The sequence below is a fragment of the Bacillus sp. 522_BSPC genome, assembly GCF_001076885.1.
GTDB lineage: Bacteria > Bacillota > Bacilli > Bacillales > Cytobacillaceae > Niallia > Niallia hominis.
On the sequence record NZ_JVDT01000029.1, the window covers coordinates 34,988 to 60,922 of the forward strand.

General features: G+C 36.1%; 22 protein-coding genes. 19 read left to right on the forward strand and 3 right to left on the reverse strand.

Translation table 11 applies throughout. The annotated features are described in order from the left end of the window. Positions 1 to 380: 380 nt before the first annotated feature. The 5 genes from ADJ83_RS02565 (at position 381) to ADJ83_RS25445 (ending at position 5,239) form a co-directional block, all read left to right on the forward strand. The gene (locus tag ADJ83_RS02565; protein WP_048716715.1) at positions 381 to 2,075 is read left to right on the forward strand and encodes a spore germination protein; all 1,695 of its coding nucleotides are present in this window, start codon (positions 381 to 383) and stop codon (positions 2,073 to 2,075) included. Next, positions 2,072 to 3,283: a Ger(x)C family spore germination protein gene (locus ADJ83_RS02570; RefSeq protein ID WP_031540428.1), complete on the forward strand. Its 1,212-nt coding sequence runs from the start codon at positions 2,072 to 2,074 to the stop codon at positions 3,281 to 3,283. Before ADJ83_RS02565 ends, ADJ83_RS02570 begins: the two co-directional genes overlap by 4 nt. Next, positions 3,283 to 4,392 (forward strand): GerAB/ArcD/ProY family transporter, encoded by a 1,110-nt coding sequence (locus ADJ83_RS02575; RefSeq protein WP_031540427.1) that lies wholly within the window; start codon positions 3,283 to 3,285, stop codon positions 4,390 to 4,392. The genes ADJ83_RS02570 and ADJ83_RS02575 overlap by 1 nt, the downstream gene beginning before the upstream one ends. Positions 4,393 to 4,491: 99 nt before the next feature. Then, positions 4,492 to 4,968, forward strand: coding sequence for a hypothetical protein (locus ADJ83_RS02580; protein WP_031540426.1), 477 nt, complete (start codon positions 4,492 to 4,494; stop codon positions 4,966 to 4,968). Positions 4,969 to 5,086: 118 nt separating this feature from the next. Then, positions 5,087 to 5,239: a hypothetical protein gene (locus ADJ83_RS25445; protein WP_155986809.1), complete on the forward strand. Its 153-nt coding sequence runs from the start codon at positions 5,087 to 5,089 to the stop codon at positions 5,237 to 5,239. A gap of 194 nt (positions 5,240 to 5,433) precedes the next feature. Here the strand turns inward: ADJ83_RS25445 and ADJ83_RS02585 are convergent, their stop codons facing one another. Continuing rightward, positions 5,434 to 7,068: a PucR family transcriptional regulator gene (locus ADJ83_RS02585; protein WP_048716718.1), complete on the reverse strand. Its 1,635-nt coding sequence runs from the start codon at positions 7,066 to 7,068 to the stop codon at positions 5,434 to 5,436. Between the two features lie 185 nt (positions 7,069 to 7,253). Between ADJ83_RS02585 and ADJ83_RS02590 the strand changes: the two genes are divergently transcribed. The 8 genes from ADJ83_RS02590 to ADJ83_RS02625 all read left to right on the forward strand — a co-directional run bounded on the left by ADJ83_RS02590 (position 7,254) and on the right by ADJ83_RS02625 (position 18,286). Next, positions 7,254 to 8,630 carry an aspartate aminotransferase family protein gene (locus tag ADJ83_RS02590; protein WP_031540423.1) on the forward strand — a complete coding sequence of 459 codons (1,377 nt, stop codon included), beginning with the start codon at positions 7,254 to 7,256 and terminating at the stop codon, positions 8,628 to 8,630. 407 nt (positions 8,631 to 9,037) lie between these two features. After that, a complete protein-coding gene (locus ADJ83_RS02595) occupies positions 9,038 to 10,411 on the forward strand; it encodes an NAD(P)-dependent oxidoreductase (protein ID WP_031540422.1) in 1,374 nt (457 codons plus the stop codon). Positions 10,412 to 10,426: 15 nt separating this feature from the next. Further along, positions 10,427 to 11,713: an NAD-dependent dihydropyrimidine dehydrogenase subunit PreA gene (gene preA, locus ADJ83_RS02600; RefSeq protein ID WP_031540421.1), complete on the forward strand. Its 1,287-nt coding sequence runs from the start codon at positions 10,427 to 10,429 to the stop codon at positions 11,711 to 11,713. 57 nt (positions 11,714 to 11,770) lie between these two features. Further along, positions 11,771 to 13,189: a dihydropyrimidinase gene (gene hydA / locus ADJ83_RS02605; RefSeq protein WP_031540420.1), complete on the forward strand. Its 1,419-nt coding sequence runs from the start codon at positions 11,771 to 11,773 to the stop codon at positions 13,187 to 13,189. A gap of 57 nt (positions 13,190 to 13,246) precedes the next feature. Further along, positions 13,247 to 14,722, forward strand: coding sequence for an NCS1 family transporter (locus ADJ83_RS02610; protein ID WP_031540419.1), 1,476 nt, complete (start codon positions 13,247 to 13,249; stop codon positions 14,720 to 14,722). Between the two features lie 137 nt (positions 14,723 to 14,859). Beyond that, on the forward strand, positions 14,860 to 15,102 hold the full coding sequence (locus ADJ83_RS02615) for a hypothetical protein (RefSeq protein ID WP_031540418.1): 243 nt from the start codon (positions 14,860 to 14,862) through the stop codon (positions 15,100 to 15,102). 19 nt (positions 15,103 to 15,121) lie between these two features. Continuing rightward, positions 15,122 to 16,354, forward strand: a complete 1,233-nt coding sequence (locus ADJ83_RS02620) for a Zn-dependent hydrolase (RefSeq protein WP_031540417.1) — start codon at positions 15,122 to 15,124, stop codon at positions 16,352 to 16,354. A 450-nt stretch (positions 16,355 to 16,804) separates the two neighbouring features. Then, entirely contained in the window at positions 16,805 to 18,286 is a 1,482-nt protein-coding gene (locus tag ADJ83_RS02625; protein WP_035416852.1) for a glycosyltransferase family 2 protein, read from the forward strand. A gap of 148 nt (positions 18,287 to 18,434) precedes the next feature. Here ADJ83_RS02625 and ADJ83_RS02630 read toward each other — a convergent pair whose 3' ends face one another. Beyond that, positions 18,435 to 19,145 (reverse strand): Crp/Fnr family transcriptional regulator, encoded by a 711-nt coding sequence (locus tag ADJ83_RS02630; protein WP_031540415.1) that lies wholly within the window; start codon positions 19,143 to 19,145, stop codon positions 18,435 to 18,437. A gap of 153 nt (positions 19,146 to 19,298) precedes the next feature. On the opposite strand from ADJ83_RS02630, the gene ric reads away from it, so the two are divergent. Continuing rightward, positions 19,299 to 19,988 (forward strand): iron-sulfur cluster repair di-iron protein, encoded by a 690-nt coding sequence (gene ric / locus ADJ83_RS02635; protein WP_031540414.1) that lies wholly within the window; start codon positions 19,299 to 19,301, stop codon positions 19,986 to 19,988. 132 nt (positions 19,989 to 20,120) lie between these two features. Further along, positions 20,121 to 20,984: an NAD(P)-dependent oxidoreductase gene (locus tag ADJ83_RS02640; RefSeq protein WP_031540413.1), complete on the forward strand. Its 864-nt coding sequence runs from the start codon at positions 20,121 to 20,123 to the stop codon at positions 20,982 to 20,984. 31 nt (positions 20,985 to 21,015) lie between these two features. Here the strand turns inward: ADJ83_RS02640 and ADJ83_RS02645 are convergent, their stop codons facing one another. After that, entirely contained in the window at positions 21,016 to 22,104 is a 1,089-nt protein-coding gene (locus ADJ83_RS02645) for an iron-containing alcohol dehydrogenase family protein (RefSeq protein ID WP_031540412.1), read from the reverse strand. A 175-nt stretch (positions 22,105 to 22,279) separates the two neighbouring features. On the opposite strand from ADJ83_RS02645, the gene ADJ83_RS02650 reads away from it, so the two are divergent. From ADJ83_RS02650 to ADJ83_RS02665, 4 genes are all read left to right on the forward strand, one after another. After that, on the forward strand, positions 22,280 to 22,864 hold the full coding sequence (locus ADJ83_RS02650) for an AAA family ATPase (protein ID WP_031540410.1): 585 nt from the start codon (positions 22,280 to 22,282) through the stop codon (positions 22,862 to 22,864). 48 nt (positions 22,865 to 22,912) lie between these two features. Further along, positions 22,913 to 23,725 carry a MurR/RpiR family transcriptional regulator gene (locus ADJ83_RS02655; protein WP_031540409.1) on the forward strand — a complete coding sequence of 271 codons (813 nt, stop codon included), beginning with the start codon at positions 22,913 to 22,915 and terminating at the stop codon, positions 23,723 to 23,725. 107 nt (positions 23,726 to 23,832) lie between these two features. After that, positions 23,833 to 24,828 carry an NADPH:quinone oxidoreductase family protein gene (locus tag ADJ83_RS02660; RefSeq protein WP_031540408.1) on the forward strand — a complete coding sequence of 332 codons (996 nt, stop codon included), beginning with the start codon at positions 23,833 to 23,835 and terminating at the stop codon, positions 24,826 to 24,828. Positions 24,829 to 24,885: 57 nt separating this feature from the next. Then, on the forward strand, positions 24,886 to 25,794 hold the full coding sequence (locus ADJ83_RS02665; protein WP_031540407.1) for a nuclease-related domain-containing protein: 909 nt from the start codon (positions 24,886 to 24,888) through the stop codon (positions 25,792 to 25,794). The last annotated feature ends 141 nt before the right edge of the window (positions 25,795 to 25,935 follow it).

The window sequence follows — 25,935 nt, forward strand, 5'->3', positions numbered from 1 at the left end:
GAGAACACTCTTCTTTTGGAAATTATCTCAAATAGAATAAAAGAATTAGAACTTCTTCTCCTCTTTCGAATTTTTCTTTTTTTTCTTTCCTTTTCCCCATTTTAAGATGGATTTTCCATTCATTAAGCACCATATAATGATGGGGGACAAAATATTAAATGTTAGAACAAAAATAACAATCATCCACAAAAGCCATTCTGTATTTATAACATTTTTATATAGCCATGTATGGTAAAAATTCAAAATATCTCCGCCTTTAAATATGTTTCTTGTCACTTGTTTATACGAAAAAAAAACCTTTTATACATTTTCTTGTTCAGCGAATAGAAATTCCTTCACTTGGTTAGGAAGAATAATAGTAAATAGTAAGGGTGGACGATATGGAGACAACAAGCAAAGACAAAAGGTTCACAGCGGAATTAGAAAAAAATATAGCGATAATTAGAAGGGAATTAGGAGATAGTATCGACCTTGTTAAAAGGAATATTTTCTTTCTAGGGAATAGACAAGTTTCCTCCGTTCTTTTTTATATTGACGGTCTCGCTAGTGTAGAGCATGTGGAAAAAGTAATAGATGCGATGATGTTTGAAGGAAATGAATTTATTAAAAGAAATCAATTATTAATTTCCGATTTTCAAACTTTGATTGAACAACATGTTTTAATGAATACTTCTTTTTCCTTGATTGAAGAAGTGGAAAAGGCCCTTATAGCAATCCTTTCTGGTGATAGTATTCTTTTTGTAGATGGGTGCCAAAAGGCTTTTCATATCCAAACAAAAGGATGGGACACAAGAAGTGTGGATGAGCCGCAAACAGAGCAGGTTGTCCGCGGATCAAGAGATGGCTTCACCGAAAGTATACGTACTAATACTGCGCTAGTTAGAAGAAGAATCCGTGATCCAGAGCTAAGGTTAGAAACAATGAGTATTGGTTTACGGACAAGAACAGATGTAAATATTGCATACATTAACGGAGTAGTAAAAAAAGGATTAGTAGATGAGGTAAAGAAGCGATTAAATCGAATTCAGATTGATGGAATTCTGGAAAGTGGATATATAGAAGAAATGATCGCTGATTCTCCTTTTTCCCCGTTTACTACCATAATGAGTACAGAAAGACCAGATAAAGTGGCTTCAGCTTTGTTAGAGGGACGAGTAGCTATTTTTGTCGATAATACACCGTTTGTTTTAGTAGTTCCTACATATTTTTGGCAGTTCTTGCAGGCGAGTGATGACTATTATATGGGATTTATGGCAGGGAGTTTTTTTCGAATCATTCGCTATATTGCCTTTATTATTAGTCTCACGCTTACTTCAATTTATGTCATGCTAGTCAGTTTCCATCAGGAGATGATTCCTACTCCATTAGCATTAACCATTGCATCTGGGAGAGAAATAGTACCATTTCCCGTCCTTTTAGAGGCGCTATTAATGGAGATTACCTTCGAATTAATGAGGGAAGCGGGGCTCCGGATGCCAAAGCCGGTTGGGCAGGCTGTTAGTATTGTGGGCTCTCTTGTTATTGGACAGGCAGCTGTTCAGGCAGGGATTGTTTCCCCTTTTATGGTTATTGTAGTAGCGGTCACTGGGATATCGTCTTTTGCAATACCAAATTATTCTGCCTCTTACTCCATACGGTTAATTCGCTTTCCTTTATTAATTGCATCAGGAACGCTAGGATTACTTGGCTTTTCGGTTATGTTTACTTTATTGGCAATTCATGCGCTGAGTATTCGTTCTTTTGGGGAATCTTATTTAGCCCCAGCAACTCCTTTTCAACCAAATGATCAGAAGGATACACTTATTCGCTTTCCTTGGTGGGGGATGAAAAAAAGACCTCAGCTTGCAGATGGTGACACGATAAAATTAGGTAGCCATCAGAAGCCAAAACCACCAAATAAAGTGAAGGATCCAATAGAGAAGAATAAGGACAATCAATCAGAATCAGGAGGGGAAGAAAATCAAAAACAAGAGACTAAATCAAATATGGAAAGCAGAGATAATAGCGATATAACAGGCTTAAGAAGATGGAAAAAGAAAACCGGGGATAATAAAGGAGAGAAAAGAAAGGAATGAAGCTAGCTAAGTTTTTTATTTTCATTATTTTTAGTTCATTATTATTGACTGGTTGTGCTGGCAAAAGAGAAATCAATGATCTTGTCCTAGTAATGGCAGTTGGGATTGATAAGGGGTCAAAGGATGGAATGGTAAAGGTTACGGCACAAGTTTCTAGACCGGGAGACGCCAGGGGACAGACTGGTGCTCCTATAGGTCAATCAGGAGAAACATCATGGAATGTTGAAGCAGAGGGAGAGACTATTTTTGAAGCGATTCGAAATTTGACTGGCATTTCGTCGCGAAGAGTATTTTGGGCACATAATTTTATTATAGTAATAAATGAAGAAGTAGCAAAAGAAGGCATCGGAGATATTATTGATTTTTTTACAAGAAACCCAGAACTTCGAATGAGAACATTGGTTGCCCTTACCCCAGATAAAGCAAGTGAAATTACATCTACAATAACAAGTTTAGAAGTAGTTCCTGGAGAAGCATTAAGTAAATTATTTCGATATGCCAATATTTCAACCCTTGCACCCCATACGGAAATAAAAGACTTGCTAGCAGCATATTTAAGTGAGTCTACAGAGCCCATACTTGCAAGGCTAACCCTTGAAGAAAGAAAAATTGATAGTCTTAAACCAGAGGAAGGCGCAAAAGTGAACCAAGTTGAGTTATCTGGAGCAGGTGTTTTTAAAAACGATAAATTGGTAGGGATATTACAAGCAGATGAATTGCAAGGAATTATTCTTTTTAGAGACAAGATTGATTCAGAAGTAGTAGTTATTGATTGTCCTAAAGAACCAAAGAATGAGATTAGTGTCGAGTTAAATAAGCAAAAGTTTGATGTGGAACCAACTTATAAAAATGATAAAGTTAGTTTCAATGCTAAGCTAGATGCTACTGTCACTGTAGTAGAAGCAGGCTGTCCATTCTCTATTAGTGATAAAGAAGCTGTAAAACAATTAGAAAAGTCTGTAGAAGCTAAATTAAATGATGACATCAATAAGTCTATTGAGAAAATCCAAAAGGAATATCAATCCGATGTATTAGAATTAGGAAAAGTATTTCAAAATAAATACCCATATGAGTGGAAGAAGATGAAAAAGGATTGGGCAGATACATTTGCAAATGCAGAGATAACTCTTAGCATTCAAGCAAATGTAGAAAGTGGTTCATTATTATTCCAGCCTACAATATCTGGGAAAGAAAGGGAGGGAGAATAATGAAGGTGCAGATATCCAATGGTATGCTAATGGCATTAATTATCAATATGCTTTATGCAAAATCCATTGGCATGACACAAGGAATAATGGCACGTGAAGTGAAAGGAGATATTTGGATATCAACTTTCTTCTCCACTTTTCAGGGAGTTCTTCTAATTGCTCTAATCGTTATAGTAATGAAACGTATACCTGAAGGAGATTTAATTGATCAATTTCACCGCATTTTAGGGAAATTTCCCGGGAAACTTGTCGCTATTTCTGTGTTTGTATTTTTTGTGGGCGCATATGGGAGTATTATGGCAACATTTGTTTATCATTTAAAAGATTATTTCTTGCCAGAGGCTCCCACCTTATTATTTGTTTTAGCTGCCTTCTTAATCGGTATTTATGCTATTCATTTTGGAATTGAAGTGGTTGCAAGAATGGCATTGATTGGAGTATTCTCTATAATTGCTTTGAACATCTTGCTAATGCTTGGATCTCTTAGTAATTTTGATATAAGAGAGCTTCAGCCAGTTTTTCAATCAGGATTTAAAGAAACGGTTTGGGCGAGCCGTCATCATAATACAGATTATGCGATGGCTGCCATGATGATTTGTATGATTCTTCCTTTAGTAAGGGACAAAGAGACATGGATAAAATCTTCCACAGCAGGTATTTTTTATGGTGGAATAATCATCGTTATGTGGCCAATTCTCGAAACAGGAGTGCTTACAGCAGACGTCGCAGCCCAGTATATTGTTTCCTGTATGCAAATGGCAAGGAGTGCGGAAATTGGTCTTTTTATCCATCGTTATGAAATGATTATGATTGCATTTTTTGCGTTATCGATTTTAACTCAAATTATTATGGCATTTCTCTGCTCATCCATAGCTGTTCAAAAGCTATTGGGATTAAAAGATTACCGTCCAGTTATTATTCCTGTAGGTCTTATTTTAAGTGGCTCTTGCTATTGGCTAGTAAAGGATCATCATCGAGCAATGCATTTTATAGAAGGTCCATGGGTATATTTGAGCATTGGAACGGTGGTTGGATTAATTGGTATATTATGGATTTCGGGTCTTGTTTTTCGTAAAAAATGGAAAGCAAATTATGAGGTAAAGCAATAGCTTAGTCGTTTTCTCTTAAGGGTGGAGGTTACTATAACCTTGCACCTTGACTGGGTGAATTGCATAGATTAATACATCAAAAAAGAAAGGGGAAAAATGATGTATTTTCAGCCTTATTATCCTTACTATGTTCAACAAGTATCTCCACAACAAAATAGAATAATCTTCCCGCCGATTGGTGGAGGGACTGTTCCACATATACCTCCAATCGGAGGAGGCGTTTTGCCGCCATTTCCTGGAGGTGAAATGCCACCAGCAGGTCCAGGAGGACATCCTGCTCATCCGGATGCTCCAAATATTGGGGGTGGAGCAGATCACGGACCACCAACAACACCGCCACCATCCTTTACACCACAATTAAATCAGTCGTCTGTAAGTACTTTTGCAGTCGATTCTGGTTCAATGAGACCTTGTCTGTTCCGTTTTACTTATGTTTGGCTAGAGAATGGTCGAGGATTTTGGTTCTATCCAACTTTTGTTGGACGACATTCCATTGCAGGATATCGTTGGCGAATGAATCATTGGTCTTATTACGGCACAGATACTAACCGCATTCGTTCTTTTCAGTGTAATTAATAATAATAGAAAGGGAGGTGAATATAAAAATGTTCACCTCCCTATTCTGTTGATGAATAAATAATAATGAAAACCAAAAGAAGCAGATGCTTGAGGGAAAGTGGTGTTCATAGGGAAGATGAAAACCAAAAAGTGCAGGCAACAGAGAAAAAGTGGTGTTCATCCGGAAGATGAAAACCAAAAAGCAGAGGCAACAGCAGAAAAGTGGCGTTTATCCCAAAAACGAAAGCCGAAATTCATAAAAAATAAGGGGAAACCGGCGTTGCCTTAAACATAAAAGCCAGAATTCCCCATTGAATAGGAGACAAACAGCGGAATGTACCATTCTTCTCTCCAATCAGGACGGCTACCTAAATAATATTCGCCTTACCATAAAAGTAACAACCTAACTTGCTTCTTCCCCACGCAAAATAGGTCCCCACCCAAAATATGAAATAACAAAATCGAAGCATAGTAGAAGTCGAATTATTTTGCATCAGCAATTAGTTGATCTTTAACGTACATCTCGTCTTCTTCTAAGGAAAAGGCCTTTATGGCAACTTCAATTGCTAATCGATTAGACGAATGCATAAAGTCGGGGCCGAGAATTCCTTCAAGCTTCTCTATGCGGTGATAAAGGGTCTGTCGTACGATAAATAAGCGCTCAGAAGCTTCTTTTTTATTGCCGTTACAGTCTAAATAGATAGTAAGCGTTTTAAGGAGTTCGCTATTATTCACTCGATCATAATCGATCACTTTTCCTAGATGAACGTCGATATACGCTTTAATAATATTCGTTTTTAATAATGGAAGAACTAAATGGTAGATTCCTATTTGCTCATAAGTATGGGAATCAATTAATTTTTTCTGTTTTAAGAGGATGATTTGCTTTGCTTCTTCATAGGCAGTTCTTGCTTTAATTGGTTCTTGATGAATGGAACTGATACCAAAAAATGTTTGTGCAGGAAAATAAGTCTCAGTAAGTTTTGATATTTTATCAGTGATTTGTTGCCAATTTACTTTTTTTTCTTTGGAGAGATTCATATATATCATTACTATTAATTCTTGGTGTCGGAAGGAGATGATGGGATGAAATCCTAATTTGTTGAAAAAAGGGCGTAATAATGTTAAGAGATAGAGTTTAAATTCTTCCCCTTTACTGGAATTAACTTGTTCATCTTCAAGTAGTGGCCAGCAAATAAGTCGGAAAGAATGGGAAAAACAATACATTGGTAAAATGTTCTTTAGCTGGTTACTTTCCAAGTTTTCCATGTTAAGGAGTGAATGAATCAGCTCTGCCTCGTCGCTTTGCTTTCGTTCTTCTATCGTTCGATTGCGAAGGAGAATATGAGAAAGTGCAATTGATGCTCGATCTAACATAAGAGCAGTAAGCTCAGAGGAAGGGAATTTGCTAGTTTCTATTAATAGATAGCCCCAAACTTGTTCGAATACTTGCACTGCATTCACGCTAAATGATTTGTTATTTAAACAAAATGTTGATAATGTTTTTGGTTCATTTGAATGGTTATTTATTAATTCTCTAATGGCAGCTTCCGTTTCCCCTTGATTAGTAGGGTAGTAGTATTTTTCATTACTTGTAATGAAAAAGCATGGACTTTGGAAATATAGAGATAGCTCCTGAAGGATTTTTAGTATTCCGTTAGGTTGCAACGAAAGCTTATTAAAATTCTGAGATAAGCGGTCAAGATCCAACATATTTTGATGATGTCGATTAATCAACAGGGAATGAATATCTTGGGTTATATCAATGAATCTCACCGTTTTCTCAAAAATTATGATTGGATAATTTTGTTGTTCTGCTAAAGATAAAAGGTTCCTAGGAATTTCATGCATAAAAGAGCCTAATTCAATACATAATCCAGCTGTTTGCTTTTTTATCAATGTTTCTACATAGTTTCTTTGATTATCAGAATCTAATAATCCGATGCCAGTAGTTAAAATTAATTCTCCTCCATTGATAAATAAATCGATATCCTTCACTTCTAATATATGACACCAATTAATTACTCTATTTAATCCATTTACACCTGTCAATACTTTCGCGTGCTGAAACGTATGTCGTTTTAATGCTTCTTCAACCGTTAATTTGCCAAGAACCATTTTGAGCACCCTCCTAAATGTAAAATAAAATATTAAAACATTTGACACCATGTAAAATGAAAATAGTGAGAATAATCTGTAAATTATATAGTATCTTAGTTAACAAGCATCGTCAATTAATTGTCCTTTCTTTTATGGCAATTAAAAAAGTACGAATGCTTAACCTGTTTTTAAGGAGTGGTTCCATGGAAAAAACAAAGACAGATTCATTAATTGAACGGGATCAAAGTAATGTTTGGCATCATATCTCTCCATATGTTGAAGAAAACCCAGCAATGATTGCTGTTAAGGGGGAGGGATCATGGATTATCGATTATGATGGGAATCGCTACCTAGATGGAATGTCTGGACTCTGGTGTGTCAATATCGGATATGGAAGAGAGGAATTGGCAAAAGCAGCATATGAACAAATGAAAGAATTATGCTATATGCCCTTAACCCAAAGCCATATTCCGGCTATAAAGCTTGCAGAGAAAATTAATGAATGGCTAGAAGGAGAATATATGATTTTCTATTCAAATAGCGGTTCAGACGCGAATGAGGTCGCCTTTAAATTAATTCGTCAGTATCATCAGCAAAATGGAGAGCATGGTCGATTTAAATTCATTTCAAGACACCGTGCCTATCATGGAAGTTCAATGGGAGCCTTATCGGCAACGGGACAGGCACTTCGAAAATATAAATATGAGCCCCTTGCAAGTGGATTTCTTCACATCTCACCTCCAGATTCCTATCGGAGACCCGACAATATGTCAATAGAGGCATTTCATTCTATGTTGATGGAAGAATTGGAGAGAAAAATAATTTGGGAGCAAAAGGAGACAATTGCAGGGGTTATTATGGAGCCGTTGATAACGGGAGGAGGAGTATTAATTCCGCATCCTTCTTATCTAGAAAAGGTACAGGAGCTTTGTAAAAAATATGGAATCTTACTTATTATGGATGAAGTAATTTGTGGCTTTGGAAGAACTGGCAAGAAATTTGGTCACCAACATTTTAATATCAAACCAGATATTGTAACGATGGCTAAAGGGTTAACAAGTGCTTATTTACCTTTATCTGTAACAGCTGTTAAAAAAGAAATTTTTGAGAAGTTTAAAGGAACAGAAGAAAATGTCCATTTTCGCCATATCAATACCTTTGGTGGGAATCCATCTTCTTGTGCTGTTGCCTTAAAAAATCTCGAAATATTAGAAAAGGAAAATTTAGTAGAAAAATCTGCTCAGAGTGGGATATATCTTTTAGAACATCTAAAAAATGGCTTACATAGTCATCCAAATGTGGGAGATATAAGAGGATTAGGACTAGTTTTGGGTATAGAGCTAGTCGAAGATAAATTTACAAAGGTGCCTGTATCATCTAAATATATGGCTAAGATTGTTGCAGAATGTAAAAAAGAAGGACTTATAATAGGGAAAAATGGGGACACAGTTGATGGATACAATAATATTTTAACACTTAGCCCGCCATTATCATCTACAGAAGATGACCTAAACTTTATTATTTCTGTCTTAATGAAAGTGCTACAAAATAATCAATCGACTCAGAAAGTTCTTTCTTAGATAAAAATCGAAGTACCAAGAATATTAATTACGAAAGAAAATCTAACATGTTTAGCAACAATTTTAAGAAAATAGTAGGATATTGTTAATTTTCTATAAAATCCATTTACTAAATATGTCAATCAGCTTATAATAGGGAAATCTTATCCTATAAATGTTATGAAAACTAACATCATCAATCGTAACTTCTTCTTCGTCGTTTAACATTAAAACAACTATTCTACTTATTCTACAACAACACTTACTTAAACAGATTTAATTCCATACAAGACTCCGACACGGTAGAGAATTTTTTTCATGTCCAATAGGCTGTGATTTATTTAATACTAATTAAAGAGTTTGTTGTATAAACAGCCTATTAATTTTTCTTAATCGCAATTTAATAACCAATTTAAAGGAGGTCGATTATGAGAAAATCTAATGCTACGCTTTCTTATGAACAGTTATTGGCTAATTTCTCTGAAGTAGAAGAAGCACTTTCCAATCAGGAGGCATTAGAAGAAGCAAATCGTTGTCTATATTGTTATGATGCGCCTTGTATAACGGCTTGTCCAACTGGTATTGATATCCCTAGTTTTATTAAAAAAATTGCTTCAGGAAACTTGAAGGGATCTGCGAAGACAATTATGTCAGCAAATCCTGTCGGGGCAAGTTGTTCTAGAGTCTGTCCAACAGAAGAATTGTGTGAGGGAGCTTGTGTGCTGAACAATTCAACAAAACCAATTATGATTGGAAACCTTCAGCGATATGCAACGGATTGGGCGAGGTATAACAACCAGGTACTATTTAAGCGAAATGTCCCTCCAATAAATAAAAGCATCGCAATTGTAGGCGGTGGTCCAGCAGGACTTTCAGCAGCAAGAGAACTGGCGCTACTCGGGTATAATGTCACTATTTTTGAAGCGGAAAGTAATGCGGGAGGTTTAAATACATATGGAATTGTTTCCTTCCGCCTCCCAAAAGAAGTTTCTTATTGGGAAGTAGAACAAGTAAGAGATTTAGAAGTTGAAATCCGGACGAATACAAGGGTTGGAGAGGATATTTCTGTACAAGAGATTCTTGAAAACTATGATTCGGTATTGCTTGCGATTGGAATGGCTAATGTACCTAATATAGGTATTCCAGGTGAAGCATTAACTGGCGTTTATGATGCGATTGAGTTTGTAAAAGAAACAAAGACAAAGCCATTATCGACAGATTTAATTGGAAAAAGGGTTGCGGTAATTGGCGCTGGAAATACAGCGATAGATGCGGCAACTTGTTCCATTCGCTTAGGCGCCGAGAATGTCAAAATAGTATATCGGCGTACAGAAGCCGAAATGTCTGCATATGATTTTGAGTACGAATTTGCAAAACAGGATGGCATTGAATTCAGATGGCTAACTGCTCCGAAAAAAATTATTGGGAATGAAAAGGGAGAAGTTATTGGCTTAGAATGTGTCAAAATGATGCTTGGAGAACCAGATGCAGATGGTCGAAGAAGACCTATTGAACAAGAAAACTCAGAATTTATATTGGAAGTAGATGCTGTAATTAAGGCAATTGGGCAATCTAGATATATAGATTTAATCGAGGAATTCGGATTAGAGCATGATCAAGGAATTGTCAACATTCACTCTGCAACCTATCAAACTAGTAATAGTAAAGTATTCGCATGTGGTGATGTTATATTTGGAAAAGGGCAAGGTGAGGCTATGGTTGTATCAGCGGCACAGCAAGGGAAGGAAAGTGCCTATCGTATTCATCAATCTTTTCTTTCGAAAAAGATGGAAACCGCATAACAAAGGAGGAATAGCATGGCAGACTTACGTGTTGATTTAGCAGGTATTAAATCACCAAACCCGTTTTGGCTAGCTTCTGCTCCGCCAACAAATTCTGGTTATCAAGTGCAACGCGCCTTTGAAGCGGGTTGGGGAGGTGCTGTGTGGAAGACACTAGGAGATCCGATTTTAAATGTATCCTCAAGGTTTGCAGCTGTAAGCTTTAATGGGCAAAGGGTTGCGGGTTTTAATAATATTGAATTAATTACCGACAGACCATTAGATGTAAATTTAAAAGAAATATATGAAACAAAGAAAAGATTTCCCAATCATGCCATAGTTGCTTCTTTAATGGTGGAACCAAAGCAGGAAAAATGGCATGAAATTGTTAAAAAAGTAGAGGCAGTAGGTGTTGATGGATTAGAACTTAATTTTGGCTGTCCACACGGAATGGCAGAAAGAGGAATGGGGGCTGCATCTGGGCAAGTTCCAGAGTTGGTTGAAAAGCAGACATATTGGGTGAAGGAAGTAGCACAGACACCTGTAATTGTAAAATTAACCCCTAATATAACGGATATAACTGCAACTGCAGAAGCAGCAGTGAATGGAGGAGCAGATTCCATTAGTATGATAAATACAATTAATAGTTTAGCAGGGGTAGATATTGATACTTGGGATACGATTCCTCATGTTGCTGGAAAAGGGGCCCATGGTGGCTATTGTGGACCAGCAGTCAAGCCAATCGCATTGCATATGGTAGGAGAATGTGCTAGAAATCCATTAATTAATGTTCCTATTTCAGGAATTGGCGGCATCTCCAATTGGCAAAATGCTGTGGAATTTATGCTAATGGGAGCAACAAATGTGCAAATCTGTACAGCTGCTATGCACCATGGTTTTCGAATCGTCGAAGATATGATAGATGGGTTGAATAATTATTTAGATGATAAAAATCTTTCATCTGTTATGGAATTAGTAGGGAAATCTGTACCGAAATATTCGGACTGGGGAGACCTCGATTTAAATTACCAAATTGTAGCACAAATCAATAATGACGTTTGCATCAATTGCAATAAATGTCATATTGCTTGTGAAGATACAAGTCATCAATGTATTGACATGCTAAAGGATAGTAATGGAAAAAGCTATTTAAAGGTAAGAGAGGAGGATTGTGTAGGATGCAATCTCTGTTCCATTGTATGTCCAGTGGATGGAGCCATTGAAATGATAGAAGTTGCTCATTCTATGCCTGCGATGACATGGAATGAACGACAAGCCGTAATTGGAGCATTTCCTACTGCATTAGGAATAGGAAATAAGTAAATTTTTTCAGCTGAAAAAGATAATGTTCAGACCTAAAAAGTAAATGGAGGAATGACCATGAAAAAAATTATTAAAAATGGTTGTATTGTAACAGCAACTGATACGTATAATGCAGATATTGCAATGGAAAATGGAGTAATTACCCAAATTGCCGAGAACATAATAGATCTTCAGGCTGAAATCATTGATGCAAAAGGAATGTATGTTTTTCCAGGAGGCATTGATCCGCATACGCATTTAGATATGCCGTTTGGGGGGACAATGACGAAAGATGATTTTGAAACAGGAACAATGGCTGCTGCGTTTGGAGGGACGACTTCTATTATTGATTTTTGTTTAACGACGAAAGGAAAAAGCTTAAAAAGCGCAATCGAAACTTGGCATGCCAAAGCTAAAGATAAGGCAGTGATTGATTATGGATTTCATTTGCAAATAGTAGAAGTAACAGATCTGGTGCTAGAGGAACTACAGGAAATGATCACAGAGGAAGGCATCACTTCCTTAAAAGTATTTATGGCATATAAAAATCAATTTCAAGCGGACGACGAGACATTATTTAAGACGTTAATAGCAGCAAAGGAATTAGGCGCACTAGTTATGGTTCATGCAGAAAATGGGGATGTAATTGATTATTTGGTAAAAAAGGCATTGGAAGAAGGAAATACTGACCCCATTTATCATGCATTAACAAGACCACCAGAAGCAGAAGGAGAAGCAACAGGTAGAGCTGCAACATTAACACAGCTAGCCAATTCACAACTTTATGTTGTCCATGTTTCCTGTGCAGAAGCAGTGAAACAATTAGAGGAGGCTAGGAAAAAAGGAGTAGATATTTGGGGAGAAACATGTCCTCAATATTTGGTATTAGATCAATCCTATTTGGAAAAGCCTAATTTTGAAGGAGCGAAGTATGTATGGTCTCCGCCTTTAAGAGAAGCTTGGAATCAAGATGTATTATGGAATGCATTGAAAACTGGTCAACTGCAAACATTAGGATCAGATCAATGTTCATTTGATTTTAAAGGACAGAAAGATTTAGGGAGAGGCGATTTTTCAAAGATACCGAATGGTGGACCAATTATTGAAGATAGAATGAGTATTTTATTTTCTGAAGGTGTAAAAAAAGGAAGAATTACCTTAAATCAATTTGTAGAGATAACTTCCACTCGTGCTGCCAAGTTATTTGGTCTATATCCGAAAAAAGGAACGATTGCTATTGGTGCAGATGCTGATATCGTTCTTTTTGATCCAGAGACAGAAAGAATAATTTCCGCTGAAACACATCATATGGCTGTTGATTATAATCCGTTTGAAGGCATGGAGATTATAGGAGAGCCAGTTACGGTATTTTCAAGAGGAGAATATGTGATTAAAAATAAAGTATTTGTAGGGACAGCAGGTAAAGGTCAGTATTTAAAACGTGCAAAGTATGGAGAAGCATTATCTGCAAAAAGCAAATCACTAACAATGAAGTAGTAATGTATGATTTTTGAATTCTTAATATTCTGAATAAATAAAAGGAAGGTGTTTTATATGTCCCAAAAAAGTAATTATTTAAAATCTCCTGATTTATTGCCGATTAGTCACGAAAAACGAAGTATTGGACCATTTGGTTTTGCGGTTATTTGGGTAGGGATGGCAATTGTACTGGCGGCATTTGCCATTGGCGGGGGAGGGATTATAAACCTTCCTTTAGGTATGGTTATCTTAGCAACAATCATCGGTTCAGTAGCTATAGGAATTCTTATGACGATTATTGGCGATATAGGGGTGGAGCATGGCCTATCGTTTCCTGTTTATATGAGGGCTCCATTTGGAACGATTGGGACACATATTCCTTCTATTGTAAGGGGGGTTACTGCCGCTTGCTGGTTTGGAATTAACACGTATTTTGGATCGACTGCCATTAATGCCATATTAAATTTATTATTTGGCTTTGACAATTGGCTAGTATGCTTTTTTCTCTTTGCTGCATTGCAATTATTAAATACTTCATTAGGGATTAAATCAATTGAACGATTTGCTGATTTGGCGGCACCTATTATTATCCTCATCTCATGCTGGATGTATGTCTCTTTATCTGATAAAGCCATTGCAGATGGAAAGGATGTGTGGACTTGGGTGGAAAGCCCTGTAACAGGGGGAGCTGCTTTTACAGCATTTATGGTCATTGTCATGAGCAATATGGGATTTTGGGCAACATTAGCTGCCGATATGCCTTCTCTCTCTCGTTTTTTTAAAGCACCAAAAGAAGAAAGAAATTGGTTTAAAAGAAATAAAACACAGCTACTAGGAAGCATTGTTGTAATGCCGATTGTGAATACATTTATGATTATCATTGGTGCAGTATCCTATATGGCTGTTTCTAACGCAGATCCTGTCGTTGCTTTGCAAGAAGCTGCAAGTGGTTTCGCATTAGGAATCTTATTATTAATGATTGTTCTTGCACAGTGGTCTACAAATACATCTGCTAACGTTATACCAGCAGCCACTATTTTTTCAAATGTAGGTGGACCAAAGATGCCTTTTTGGGTAGGCGTGGTGATTGCAGGAATTATTGGTGTCATTGCACAGCCATGGAGTTTATTTGAAGTATTAAATAGTGCCCTGCTTGTTATCGGCGGAATTTTAACATCCATTGTAGGAATCTTGTTTGCAGATTACTATCTTTTAAGAAAAAGAAGGGTAAATGTCATCGATTTATATGAACCAGATGGACAATTTCGATATATGAAAGGAATAAATCTTGCTGGATTCATCGCTTGGATTGTTGGTGGAGTGCTGGCAAATCTTCTTTCTTCTTATTCTTCCATCGTTGGTTTTGTTGTAGGATCAGGGCTTTATTATGTATTGGCAAAATATTGGTGGTTTAAAAAATATCCACAAGCAGAAATAGAGGATCCTTGTGATGAAAAATATTTAGGTATCACGGTAAGTCATGACTGGTATATTGATGGAGCAGAAGAGGAAGCTACAGAAATAGAGGATGCAATGGTGGAAAGAGTTTAGTTACTAGAATGTAATTGGAAATATTTAAACAGCGACAGTAAGTGAATGGGAAGCTCCCCTGCTTGAAGTAGATTTATCTTGAATAAATAATCATGTTGAATCCCGTGAAGAAAGACTTTTTAAAAAGGAGGAGTTAGATGTCCGATTATCAGAAATTCTTACATGAGCGTGACCAAATAGATTATTTAATTTCGGACGGCTATCGAATAAAAAGTATATTAGAAGATTTAAATGGTGCGATGGTTCAACTAGAAAAACAGGATAGAACTAATCGACTAGTAGAACAGCAAACACTACGAATCCATACGGCTAACGGAAGAAAATACTTTTCTGTGCTTTTACTAGAGCAATTAAAAATGCATCACGCTTCAAAAAGTTAAAAAAGGGAGTGAATCAAGGATGGAGGGCCAAAAAGTATTAATAAATGGTGATCGCTTAAAAGCTTCATTAGAAAAATTTGCAGACTTTGGTAGGACAGAAAATAATGGCGTTACGAGACTTGCCTTGTCAAAAGAAGATGAGGAGGCTAGAAATTATTTTCGCAGCTGCTGTGAAGAACTGGGGATGATCGTAAGTATTGATGATATGGGAAATATGTATGCCCTTTTGGAGGGGGAAACAGAGCATCCACCAATTGTAATGGGATCTCATTTGGATTCTGTGAAAAAAGGGGGCCGATTTGATGGAGTATTTGGTGTTGCAGCAGGACTTGAGGTCATTAGAACGATTGTAGACAGCAGCATTAAACCAAGGATTCCGTTAATGCTTGTTAATTTCACAAATGAAGAAGGAGCAAGGTTCGAACCTTCCATGATGGCTTCAGGTGTTATAACAGGAAAATTTGAAAAAGAAATAATGATGAGAAAAAAAGATGAAAATGGCATTACTTTTGAACAGGCATTAAAAGCAATCGGCTATGATGGGGATAAGAAAAACCGATTAACAAAGGCCACAGCATTACTAGAAATGCATATTGAGCAAGGACCAGTTCTTGAAGCAGAGAATCTAACAATTGGCGTTGTTGAATGTGTTGTTGGAATGGTGTGTTATGAAATAACAGTAAGTGGCGAATCGAATCATGCTGGAACGACGCCAATGTCAATGAGAAAAGATGCGCTTTTTGCTGCTAATGATATAATAGCGGAAATAAGAAAGCAGCTTGGAAAATTAGATAGTGAATTAGTTTTTACGATAGGCAGAATGAATACATATCCTAATATTCATACTGTTATTCCCAATAAGGTGATTTTTACAGTAGAGGCGCGGCATAAGGATCCACTTATTATGAAACAAGTGGAAAGTGTTTTGCAAGATTTAGATACTTCTGTTGAACTAGAAGATTGTAGCTTGACGGCCATAAAACTATGGGATAGAAATACCGTCTGGTTTGATGAAAGGATTTTGGAACAAATAGAAGAGTCCGTAAAAACTTTAGGCTACTCCTATAAGACAATGGCAAGTGGCGCGGGACATGATGCTCAATTTATGGCAAGTGTGGTACCTACAGCGATGATTTTTGTACCAAGTATAAAGGGGAAAAGTCACTGTGAGGAAGAACTAACGCCATGGGAGGATTGTGAGAAGGGTGTAAATGTTTTATTAGAAACTGTCTTAAGTTTAGGAAAACAATAGTAAGAGTAAATAGAACGGTAGCGAAATAGTCGAATGATGGTTGGAGGCTGGTCAAAACAATGGCTAGCCTTTTATTTTGACATAAAGGGGACAGCAAAAATGAAAGAGTTCCAATAATAGCTACAGGTGTTCATTATTTTGAAGTGTTTTTCCTGTCATCCAGAAATGATGTTGTTCTATAAAAGGAACGAAAAAGAAAAAGTAAAAGGATTTGATTGACTTTTAGGCAATTATAATGATAAAATGTTCTTAAATAAGAACAAATGGTGGAGATGAATCCAAAAGTTATTATTTTATTTTTTTGTTCACTTGTTCTTTTTAAAGAACGATTTGTTTTTTAGTAAGACAACCTGATGAAGTCTAACATAGCATTATGAAGAAAAATGAAAGTTGGTGGATTCATTGTCATTAGTAGTAGAAGAGGAAAAAGGTAGTATATCGTTTTTTAGCATGCCTGGTATAAAAAAATCCTATATGAAACCTAGAATTGTAGCACTAATTCCTGCTCACAACGAAGAAAAATCCATTAGAGATTGTTTAGCCGGAATTAATGATCAATTGCTACCAAAAGGCGTAGAGTTAGATGTTTATGTCATCGCAGATAACTGTACAGATCGCACGGAAGAAAAGGCAATAAAGGCAGGCGAAGAATTCGGCTTAAATCTAAAAGTGATTATTACGGAAGGAAATAAACTTCGGAAGGTTGGCGCTTTAAATAGCGGATGGAAATTATTGTATGGGGATATTATGGATTTCTATAATATTCAATTAACCGAATCGCAAGAATTATATAAACAAAGTATTAAAGCGATTCTTGGGATGGATGCAGATAGTCGTTTAGCCCCTAACTGTTTAAAATATCTATGGGAAGGGTTGATGAGTGGCCGCAACATTGGTGGAGTTATGGCTAAATATACAATGCGTATGCCGAAAAAGAAGAGCTTATTAAGCAAACATGATGTCTATTATGAAGAAAAGATAGCTAGCGGTGAGTACGGTGGTCCCATTAGTAGATGGTGGACACATCAGCAAAAACAAGATATGGCAAGCTGGCTATTAGATCTTCAGTATCATGGTGGCAGCACATATGTACTTGGAGGTCAAGCAACCTTATTTCGACCAGAAGCATTGCAAGAAGTAGTAAACCATAATAAATTAGATGGCCCATGGCAGAATGATAGTGATGTAGAAGATATGCTACTTACTTGGCAATTGCAAAAATCGGGATGGAAGACGCTTGTTAGTCCAAAGGGCCGCTGCTTTGTAGATGCAATGCGCTCGTACCATACTTTTAGGGAACAACGAAATAAGTGGAATTCCGGAACGGTTGAATTGCTTACAAATAAAGATTTAAGTATTCAGACGCGACACAAGGGGAAAATTTGGCGAAACCAACTAAAGTCATTTTCGGATTTAGTAATACGTGTCCTCTTTGTCATTTTATTAAGTGTTGCATTAGCTACAGATCAATTTTATTGGTCCTGGATATGGTTAACACCAATAGTACTGGCATCTATTCTTAATACGGTTCTTGCTATCAAAACACCGATGCATCGGACAATAGATGTCATTTTTGCGGCACTATTGATTGCTCCCGAAGTTTATTTATGGGTAAATTTAATGACTTTTAGTCAGGTGTGGCTGCAAAAGCTATCTGCTAATAAGAAAGACGGATGGGCAAATCAATATGCTGCCGAGTCAGGAAAAACGCGAAGCAAATTAGCCCAAGGAATCTTGCTTGGAACAATAACTATTTTAATAATCGGCTATATATGTTTTTCTTATCGTGATTTTCTAACAAGTGAGGCTGTTCAACAAGCAATTAATCCATATTTGATGGGTGGTTGGATAACATTAACATACTTGACTATTTTAAAATCTTTAATGATGGCTTATCAAATTTGGACATTGCGCGGAAGACATACAGCTTAAGATTTAATGGAGAAACGTTTAGATAGATTATCTAAGCGTTTTTTTTTGCTTATATGGAGAGGTAAATTCCTATTTTAGACTCCGCAAAATGGTAATAAAACCAAATCTAAATAACAGGAAAAAAGAGTGATCCACGAAAAATGATTGGTTAAAAATCGAGGAGGGGATCACCCGTCGTTTGCAGCTTTCCTTTATTTTTAATAAGGATTTGTTTATTTCCGATCAACGTAAGAATTCCTTTATCCGCAAACTTTGCAAGTTTTCGACTAATTGTTTCTCTTGTTAAACCTACGTAACTAGAAATCTCTTCTCTTGTAATGGGAAGATTAATCAGAATAGCATTTTGTTTCTCTGTCCCAAAAATTTCACAAAACTCTAGAAGCATATTAGCAATTCTAACTTCAGGGTCTTTTGTCGCTAATGTTCTCGCTAAGTCCTCTGTATGGGCTAAGCGCTTTGTGATTGTTTTTAGGAATTTGAAAGAGATGTCAGGATTATTTGCCATAATTTGATCAAAATCTTGTTTCTTTAAAAGGCATATCTTTGTATCTTCTACTGCATAGCCGCTCAAGTTCATAACCGTATTGTCATGAAAGAGATTTTGTTCTCCAAAGAAATCACCAACTGTTAATAAATGGACAATTTGTTCTTTCCCCTGAACAGTTAATTTAGATAATTTTATTTTTCCACTATGAATAATATAGAGGGAAGTTGATTTTTCCCCTTCCTCTATAATTCTTTCGCCTTTTTTAAAGACTTTATGGTGGACAACGTCAGTTATTTTTTGAATTTCTAGTTCGGATAAAGAATGGAAAATTGGCACACGTTTAGGACAAGGCTCATTCGCATATGGTTGCATATAAACACCTCAGTAGAGTTTGTGTATTTTTTCACAATTAATAATGTGAATATCTGAATAAATTATAACAAGGATTGATATGTGATTTCAATCCTATTTTGCTTTGCTTTTTTCTCCTATACTGAAGCTATTCTAAAAAAGGAGAGTGTCAAAATGAATACCATTTTTACAGAGGATACAAAAACAGGTGATATTATTATTAAGTTTCCAGCTGCGAGTAAGCTATTTAAAGAATATAAAATTGATTTTTGCTGTGGAGGGAACCGTCCAATTGGCGAAGTTATTAAGTCCTTACAGCTTGAAGAGAAGGATTTAATAAAAGTGCTCAATATTATGTACGAGCAAATGCAAGCGACAGAAGAAGTGGATTGGATGAATATACCGTTAACAGATTTAGTAAACCATATCATTAGCCATTATCATGCACAAACAAGGGATTTACTAGAAGAGTTATCTGCATTTGTGAGTAAAGTATACCGTGTGCATGGAGAAAGAGACACCCATTTGAAAGAAGTATATACCCAATTTTTCTTATTAAAAGATGAATTAGAGCAGCATTTGCTTGGAGAAGAGCAACGAATTTTTCCAAAGATAATGGAATATGATTTAAATAAATCACTTGATATTCTTGAAGAAGCAAGAGCAGAAATTAGTATATTAGAAGAGGAGCATGAAGGGGCAGGAGATATACTGAAAAAAATCCGTCAAGCTACAGAAGATTATTCCATTCCTGTGAATGCATGCAATACCTACCGATTAACCTATTTAAAATTGGAAGAATTAGAAAGCCTAACATTTGATCATATTCATTTAGAGAATAATGTATTGTTTAGAAGGTTATAAAAATCTAAGAAAATATGAGGAGAACCCTCTTTCATTATATTTTTAACCTAGCGCCTCTCCTTTCCATACGTATTTTTATATACGATATGGTAAAATGTGTATGAATAGGAGAACGAAAGGACGGATGTTTGCGTGAAAATTGGTTGGATTGGATTAGGAAATATGGGAATTCCAATGGCTTTAAATTTAGTAAAGGCTGGATATGAATTAACATTTTATAATCGTACACCAGATAAGGGAGAGGAACTGGCTGAACTAGGTGCTAAACAGGCGACTTCTTTAACAGAATTAGTTAATCAAAGTGATGTCATTTTTACGATGGTATCTGACGATAATGCGGTGAAAAGCATTTATATTGAAAACGGGATTTTATCGCAAGCAGAAGCAGGTAAAGTATTTATTGATATGAGTACTGTTTCCCCGCAAACATCTCAATTCATATACAACACTGCTTTAGAAAATGGTGTGAAATATCTTGATGCTCCTGTATCAGGAAGTGTTCAGCCAGCAAAGGATGGGAAACTACTAGTTCTGGTCGGCGGAGAGGAAGAAGTGTATGAACAGGTAAAATCGATATTTGAACCGATGAGTAAACTATCTATTTATCTCGGAAATTCTGGAGCTGGCAGTAATGCTAAATTAGCGATCAATCTTTTATTGGGGATTACTGTACAGGGAATTGCTGAATCTGTTCTTTTTGCAGAAAAACAAGGTATTAAGCAGGAGGACATGTTAACCATTATTAATGAGAGTGCGGTCGGAACCGCTATCTCGAAAATGAAAACACCGTCCATATTAAAGAATGAATTTCCTGCTGCATTTGCGCTAAAGCATATGGCAAAAGATTTGCGCTTAGCAAGTGAAACAATGGAATTACAGGCAGTTGGTGCATCTGCCAATAAAACCTACCAGCGTGCACTTGAAAAGGGACTAGGAGAATTAGATGTAATGGCTGTTTTAAAAGAGCTAAAAGGAGATGGATCAACATCGCTTTAATGCGATGTTAGATTCATCTCCTTTACAATTTTTACACTTGTTTCATAGCAGTGAGATTTTCAAGTACATTTATTGCTGCTATAACTTCATCCACCGTATATGAACCCATTAGCTGAAGAGATTCTTTTGGATTAACAGCATGTGCAGCAATTTTATGCAAGGCTTCTGGTTGATTGTCGACAATATTTAACTCGGCTAAATTGGTAGGGAATCCAAGCTTTTGATAATACGATAATAATGCTTCGATTTCGTCTAGGCGATTTTCTAAAGCAAGCTGAACTAAAATGCCAAATGCTACCTTTTGTCCATGAAGGATTGTATGTGTTTCTTCAATAAAGCTTAGTCCGTTGTGGACGGCATGCGCTCCAGACATTCTGCCATATCTTCCTCCAAATCCACCTACTGTTCCTGCTAAAGTGATGACTGCTTCAATCGTTTTAGTAAAGCTTGGTGTAACATTACCTGCTTCACTGTTTTGAACAGCTTCAATACTTTCTTTTAGCAAAATATCGCGGATAAATACAGACTGGCTTAAAGCAGCTTGGACAAATAAAGATTGTGATCTTTCATCGTTCGCATTGCGAATAATAGCTTCTGCTTCATACCACTTTGTTAATGTATCACCAATACCACTTTTTAAATAATCAATTGGCGCATGTATTAAAAAGGAAGGATCGATTAATGTTAAATAACTAGAACGACGATGATAAGCAACTCGTTCAAACACTCCTTCGGGCGAATAAATGACACTTAATGGAGTACTAGCAGCACAGGTTCCTGCAACGGTTGGAATTAATACCACTTCGATATTTAGTTGATTTGCAATAGCTTTAGCCGTATCTAAAACAAGACCACCACCAATGCCGACAATTACATCTGTACCTGTACACGTTTGAGAGATTTGATCTACTGCTTGTTGAGAACTATAGCCTGTATGCTGAATAACTTGCCAATCAATAGGAATAGAATCAACATATTGTGAAAATGCTTGAAAAGACTTATAGCCTGTTATAATAGTAGGAGATTGAAAAGGAGACAGAAAACTACTTAATTCCTTTAGAATTCCTTCTTTACAAATGTATTGATTAGGACCACTTCTAACGATATCCTCTGGTTGAATTTGCATGTTTTTTCCTCCTTACAATAATCCAATAGTAATAAATTCTATTATTCTAAAAATTATACAACTTTTGAGAACCGAAAAGTAGATATTCTTATAAATTTCATAAAGAAAGAAGAGTGCTTGAGAAATTTGCTATAGTAAAGAGAAGAATCTTTCTGTTTGGGGGAGTCCTATGATTATTTGGATTAATGGAACATTTGGTTCAGGAAAAACGACAACAGCCTATGAGTTAGAAAAAAGAGTAGAAAAAGCATTTGTTTTTGATCCAGAAAGCTTTGGATATGTATTGATGAAAAATATCCCTAAGTCCTTACAAAAGGAAGACTTTCAAGATTTTCCTATTTGGAGAGAAACAAACTATTCCTTATTAAAGCAAATCGCCATAAATTATGAAGGGATCATTATTGTACCGATGACAATCACAAATGAAGAATACTTTCACGAAATTCTCTCTCGATTACGGAAGGATCAAATACGTGTTAAGCATGTTACACTTATGGCATCGAAAGCTACCATTAAAAAAAGGTTACGGAGCAGATTAGAAGGAGAAAATTCTTGGGCATACAAACAAGCAGCAGTTAGATTACAGCAGCTACAAAGACCATTATTTAAAGAACATGTAGAGACAGATGATTTAACTGTAGAGGAAGTCTTAGAGAAAATTGCACAAGTTACAGGTTTAAAACTGAAAGAAGAGAAAAGAAGTCTACTTAGAAAAAGAATGGATCGATTCTTGATTAAGCTAAAAAGAGATTAGCTTATTTAAGTAAAGGTAAATAAATTAAATGAATAATGGTGGTATAAATTGAAAGATATTATTTTTCGTTTATTAGATTTTATTAATAATTACAAAACAAAAGATACAAATTATTTCATTGCATTAGCTCTATTAAAAGATGTGCATCATATTGCTAGTATGAATATCAGCATTTTGGCAGAATCCTGCTATACCTCGCCAGCCGCAATTACGAGATTCTGCAAGAAAATTGGCTATGCCTCTTTTCAAGAATTTAAAGATATAGCAAAAAATGATAGGCTAGAAAATCCAGTGGATGAATATATTGATCATGGATTACAAGGGAATGAAGTTGGCGCAGAACTTCAAAAACAGTTTTATCAAAAAATGGTAGAGTGGCTTGACACAATGGAAAAAGGGATGGATGTGGCGAATGTGAGGAAAATTTTAGACGTTATTCATCGTTCTAAGAAGGTTTCTTTTTTTGGAACCCAGTTATCACAAGCAATGGCCCAAGACTTCCAATATCGTTTAGTAAAGTATGGGAAGTTTATTCATGCCTTTTCAGATATACAAGAGCAAATGGAGGATGTAGCAGAATTAGACGAACATTCTGTTGCAATAATCACAAGTCCTTCTGGAAGGTTTATAGAAGGAAATAGGGAGTTGATCCAATCTATCCAAAGGAGTAAAGCAAAAATAATAATCATTACTCATAATGAAAAGGTTCCATTTATTGACACAGCTGATATAGTATATCGACTCCATGGAAAAACATATGATCGAACTGGTTTCTCCTCTGAACGATTTGGTCTTATGTACTTTTTTGATTTTGCCATTGGATTTTATCAAAAGCTTTATCCGGTTAAGCGTACAAAATAATTTGGTGTAATGGGAGAATTGTGCGTTATTACTGTGGAAATAGGGTAATTTCTTTGCTTTGACCTGCAATTTTTAAATTGGTACTATGAGTACGAGGTGACATAATGATGGAAAAAAATTTTCAAGCAGTCGTAGTTGATAATAAAGATGGTAATTTTTCAGTAGAAACAAAGCAAGTTTTTTTAGAAGATTTATCTTCTGGTGAAGTAGTTATCAAGGTTCATTATTCTGGAGTGAATTATAAAGATGGACTTGCTAGTACACCTGATGGGAAAATTGTCCGCTCCTATCCCCATATTCCAGGAATTGATTTGGCAGGTACTGTCGTTTCCTCAGAAGATAGCCGTTTTAAAGAAGGAGATCAAGTCATTGCGACTAGCTATGAAATTGGTGTATCTCATTCTGGTGGTTATAGTGAATATGCTCGTATTCCAGCTGATTGGATCGTACCACTGCCAACAGGATTAAGCCTGAAAGAAGCGATGATTGTCGGAACAGCAGGATTCACGGCAGCTCTTTCTGTGCAACGATTATTGGATAATGGGATGAAACCAGAAAATGGACCTGTATTGGTTACAGGTGCAACTGGTGGTGTAGGTAGCTTCGGTGTTGCCATGCTTTCTAAATTAGGCTTTAACGTTGTTGCAAGTTCAGGAAAGAAAGAGGCAAAAGACTATTTAACAAGCATCGGAGCAGCAAGTGTCATCGGAAGAGAAGACGTGTATAACGGCAAGGTAAAAGCATTGGACAAGCAGTTATGGGCTGGAGCAGTTGACCCTGTCGGTGGAGAATCATTGGCAGCTATTCTTAGTAAAATAACCTACGGGGGATCAGTTGCAGTAAGTGGTTTAACAGGTGGAGGAGCTTTGCCGACAAGTGTATTTCCATTTATCCTGCGAGGAGTAAATCTCCTTGGAATCGACTCCGTTTATTGTCCAATGGAGAAAAGACAAAAAATCTGGGAGCGAATCGCAACTGATTTAAAGCCAGAAGCTCTTACTTCTTTTATATACAAAGAAGTAACTTTAGAGCAACTTCCTAATGAACTGCCAACTATTTTAGAAGGCGGAATAACAGGAAGAATCATTGTTGCTGTAGTATAAAAAAAGGTGAGGCTGTTCTTACGGAATAGCCTCTAAAAAAGGATGAGTCCAATTATTATGCTTTACAAACCTCGTACAGTATCTCCAGAAATATTCGTTTTAAATTCCTTGAATAAGCGGTTGGAACTTAGTGCGAATGAAAAACAATATTTAGTTAATTTGCAAAAAGGTTTTGAAGGAGAAAAAATGTTTGATAGCTTCACGGAAAAACTTATAGAAAATGGCTATATCATCCATGATTTATTGCTCCAAACGAACAATAACATTTTTCAGATTGACTCCACAATCATCACATTAGAAGAAATTCATCTTTTTGAAATAAAGAATTACGAAGGAGATTATTACTATCAAAATGATCGCATCTATACGATGAATCATAAGGAAATCAGTAATCCATTAAATCAAATAAGAAGGAATGAAACACTATTTCAACAAATACTTCAAAAGCATGGTTTGGAGAATAAAACAATCACTTCCTCTGTTGTTTTTATTAATCCTGAGTTTACCCTATATCAAGCACCATTAACGTTACCTTTTATTTTTCCAACACAAATCCAGCGATATTTAAAAAGAATAAATCATCATTCCCAAAAGACAAACAAATCTCAGAAGCAACTAGCTGAAAAATTAACATCGTTGCATATTAATAAGTCCCCTTTTTCAAAATTACCTCCATATGAATTTAAAGAATTAAAGAAAGGGATTTTCTGCGAAGTGTGCAACTCATTCGAAGTAGCAGAAGCAGGAACGAATGTACTTTGCAAAGAATGTGGACATGAAGAAGCATTCGAAAAGGTGGTATTACGAAATGTAGAAGAACTTAAGATACTTTTCCCCAATGAAAAAATAACAACACCCCTATTATATAATTGGTGTAGAATCATTGCTTCGAAGAAAAGGATCCGGAAAATATTAGAAAAGCATTATAAGCTAATCGGAAACAATCGTTGGAGTTATTTTGAATAATTATTGAAAGAATGATTAAGTTTATTGTTCTTGAGTGGGAAAGAAATAGAGACAGTCTGCCCCCCCTTTTTTTAAAAAAAGAGAATTGGAAGGGAATAGAGAGCGCCTCTCTGAGCCCGAAATGCAGCAAAAGAAGGTGCA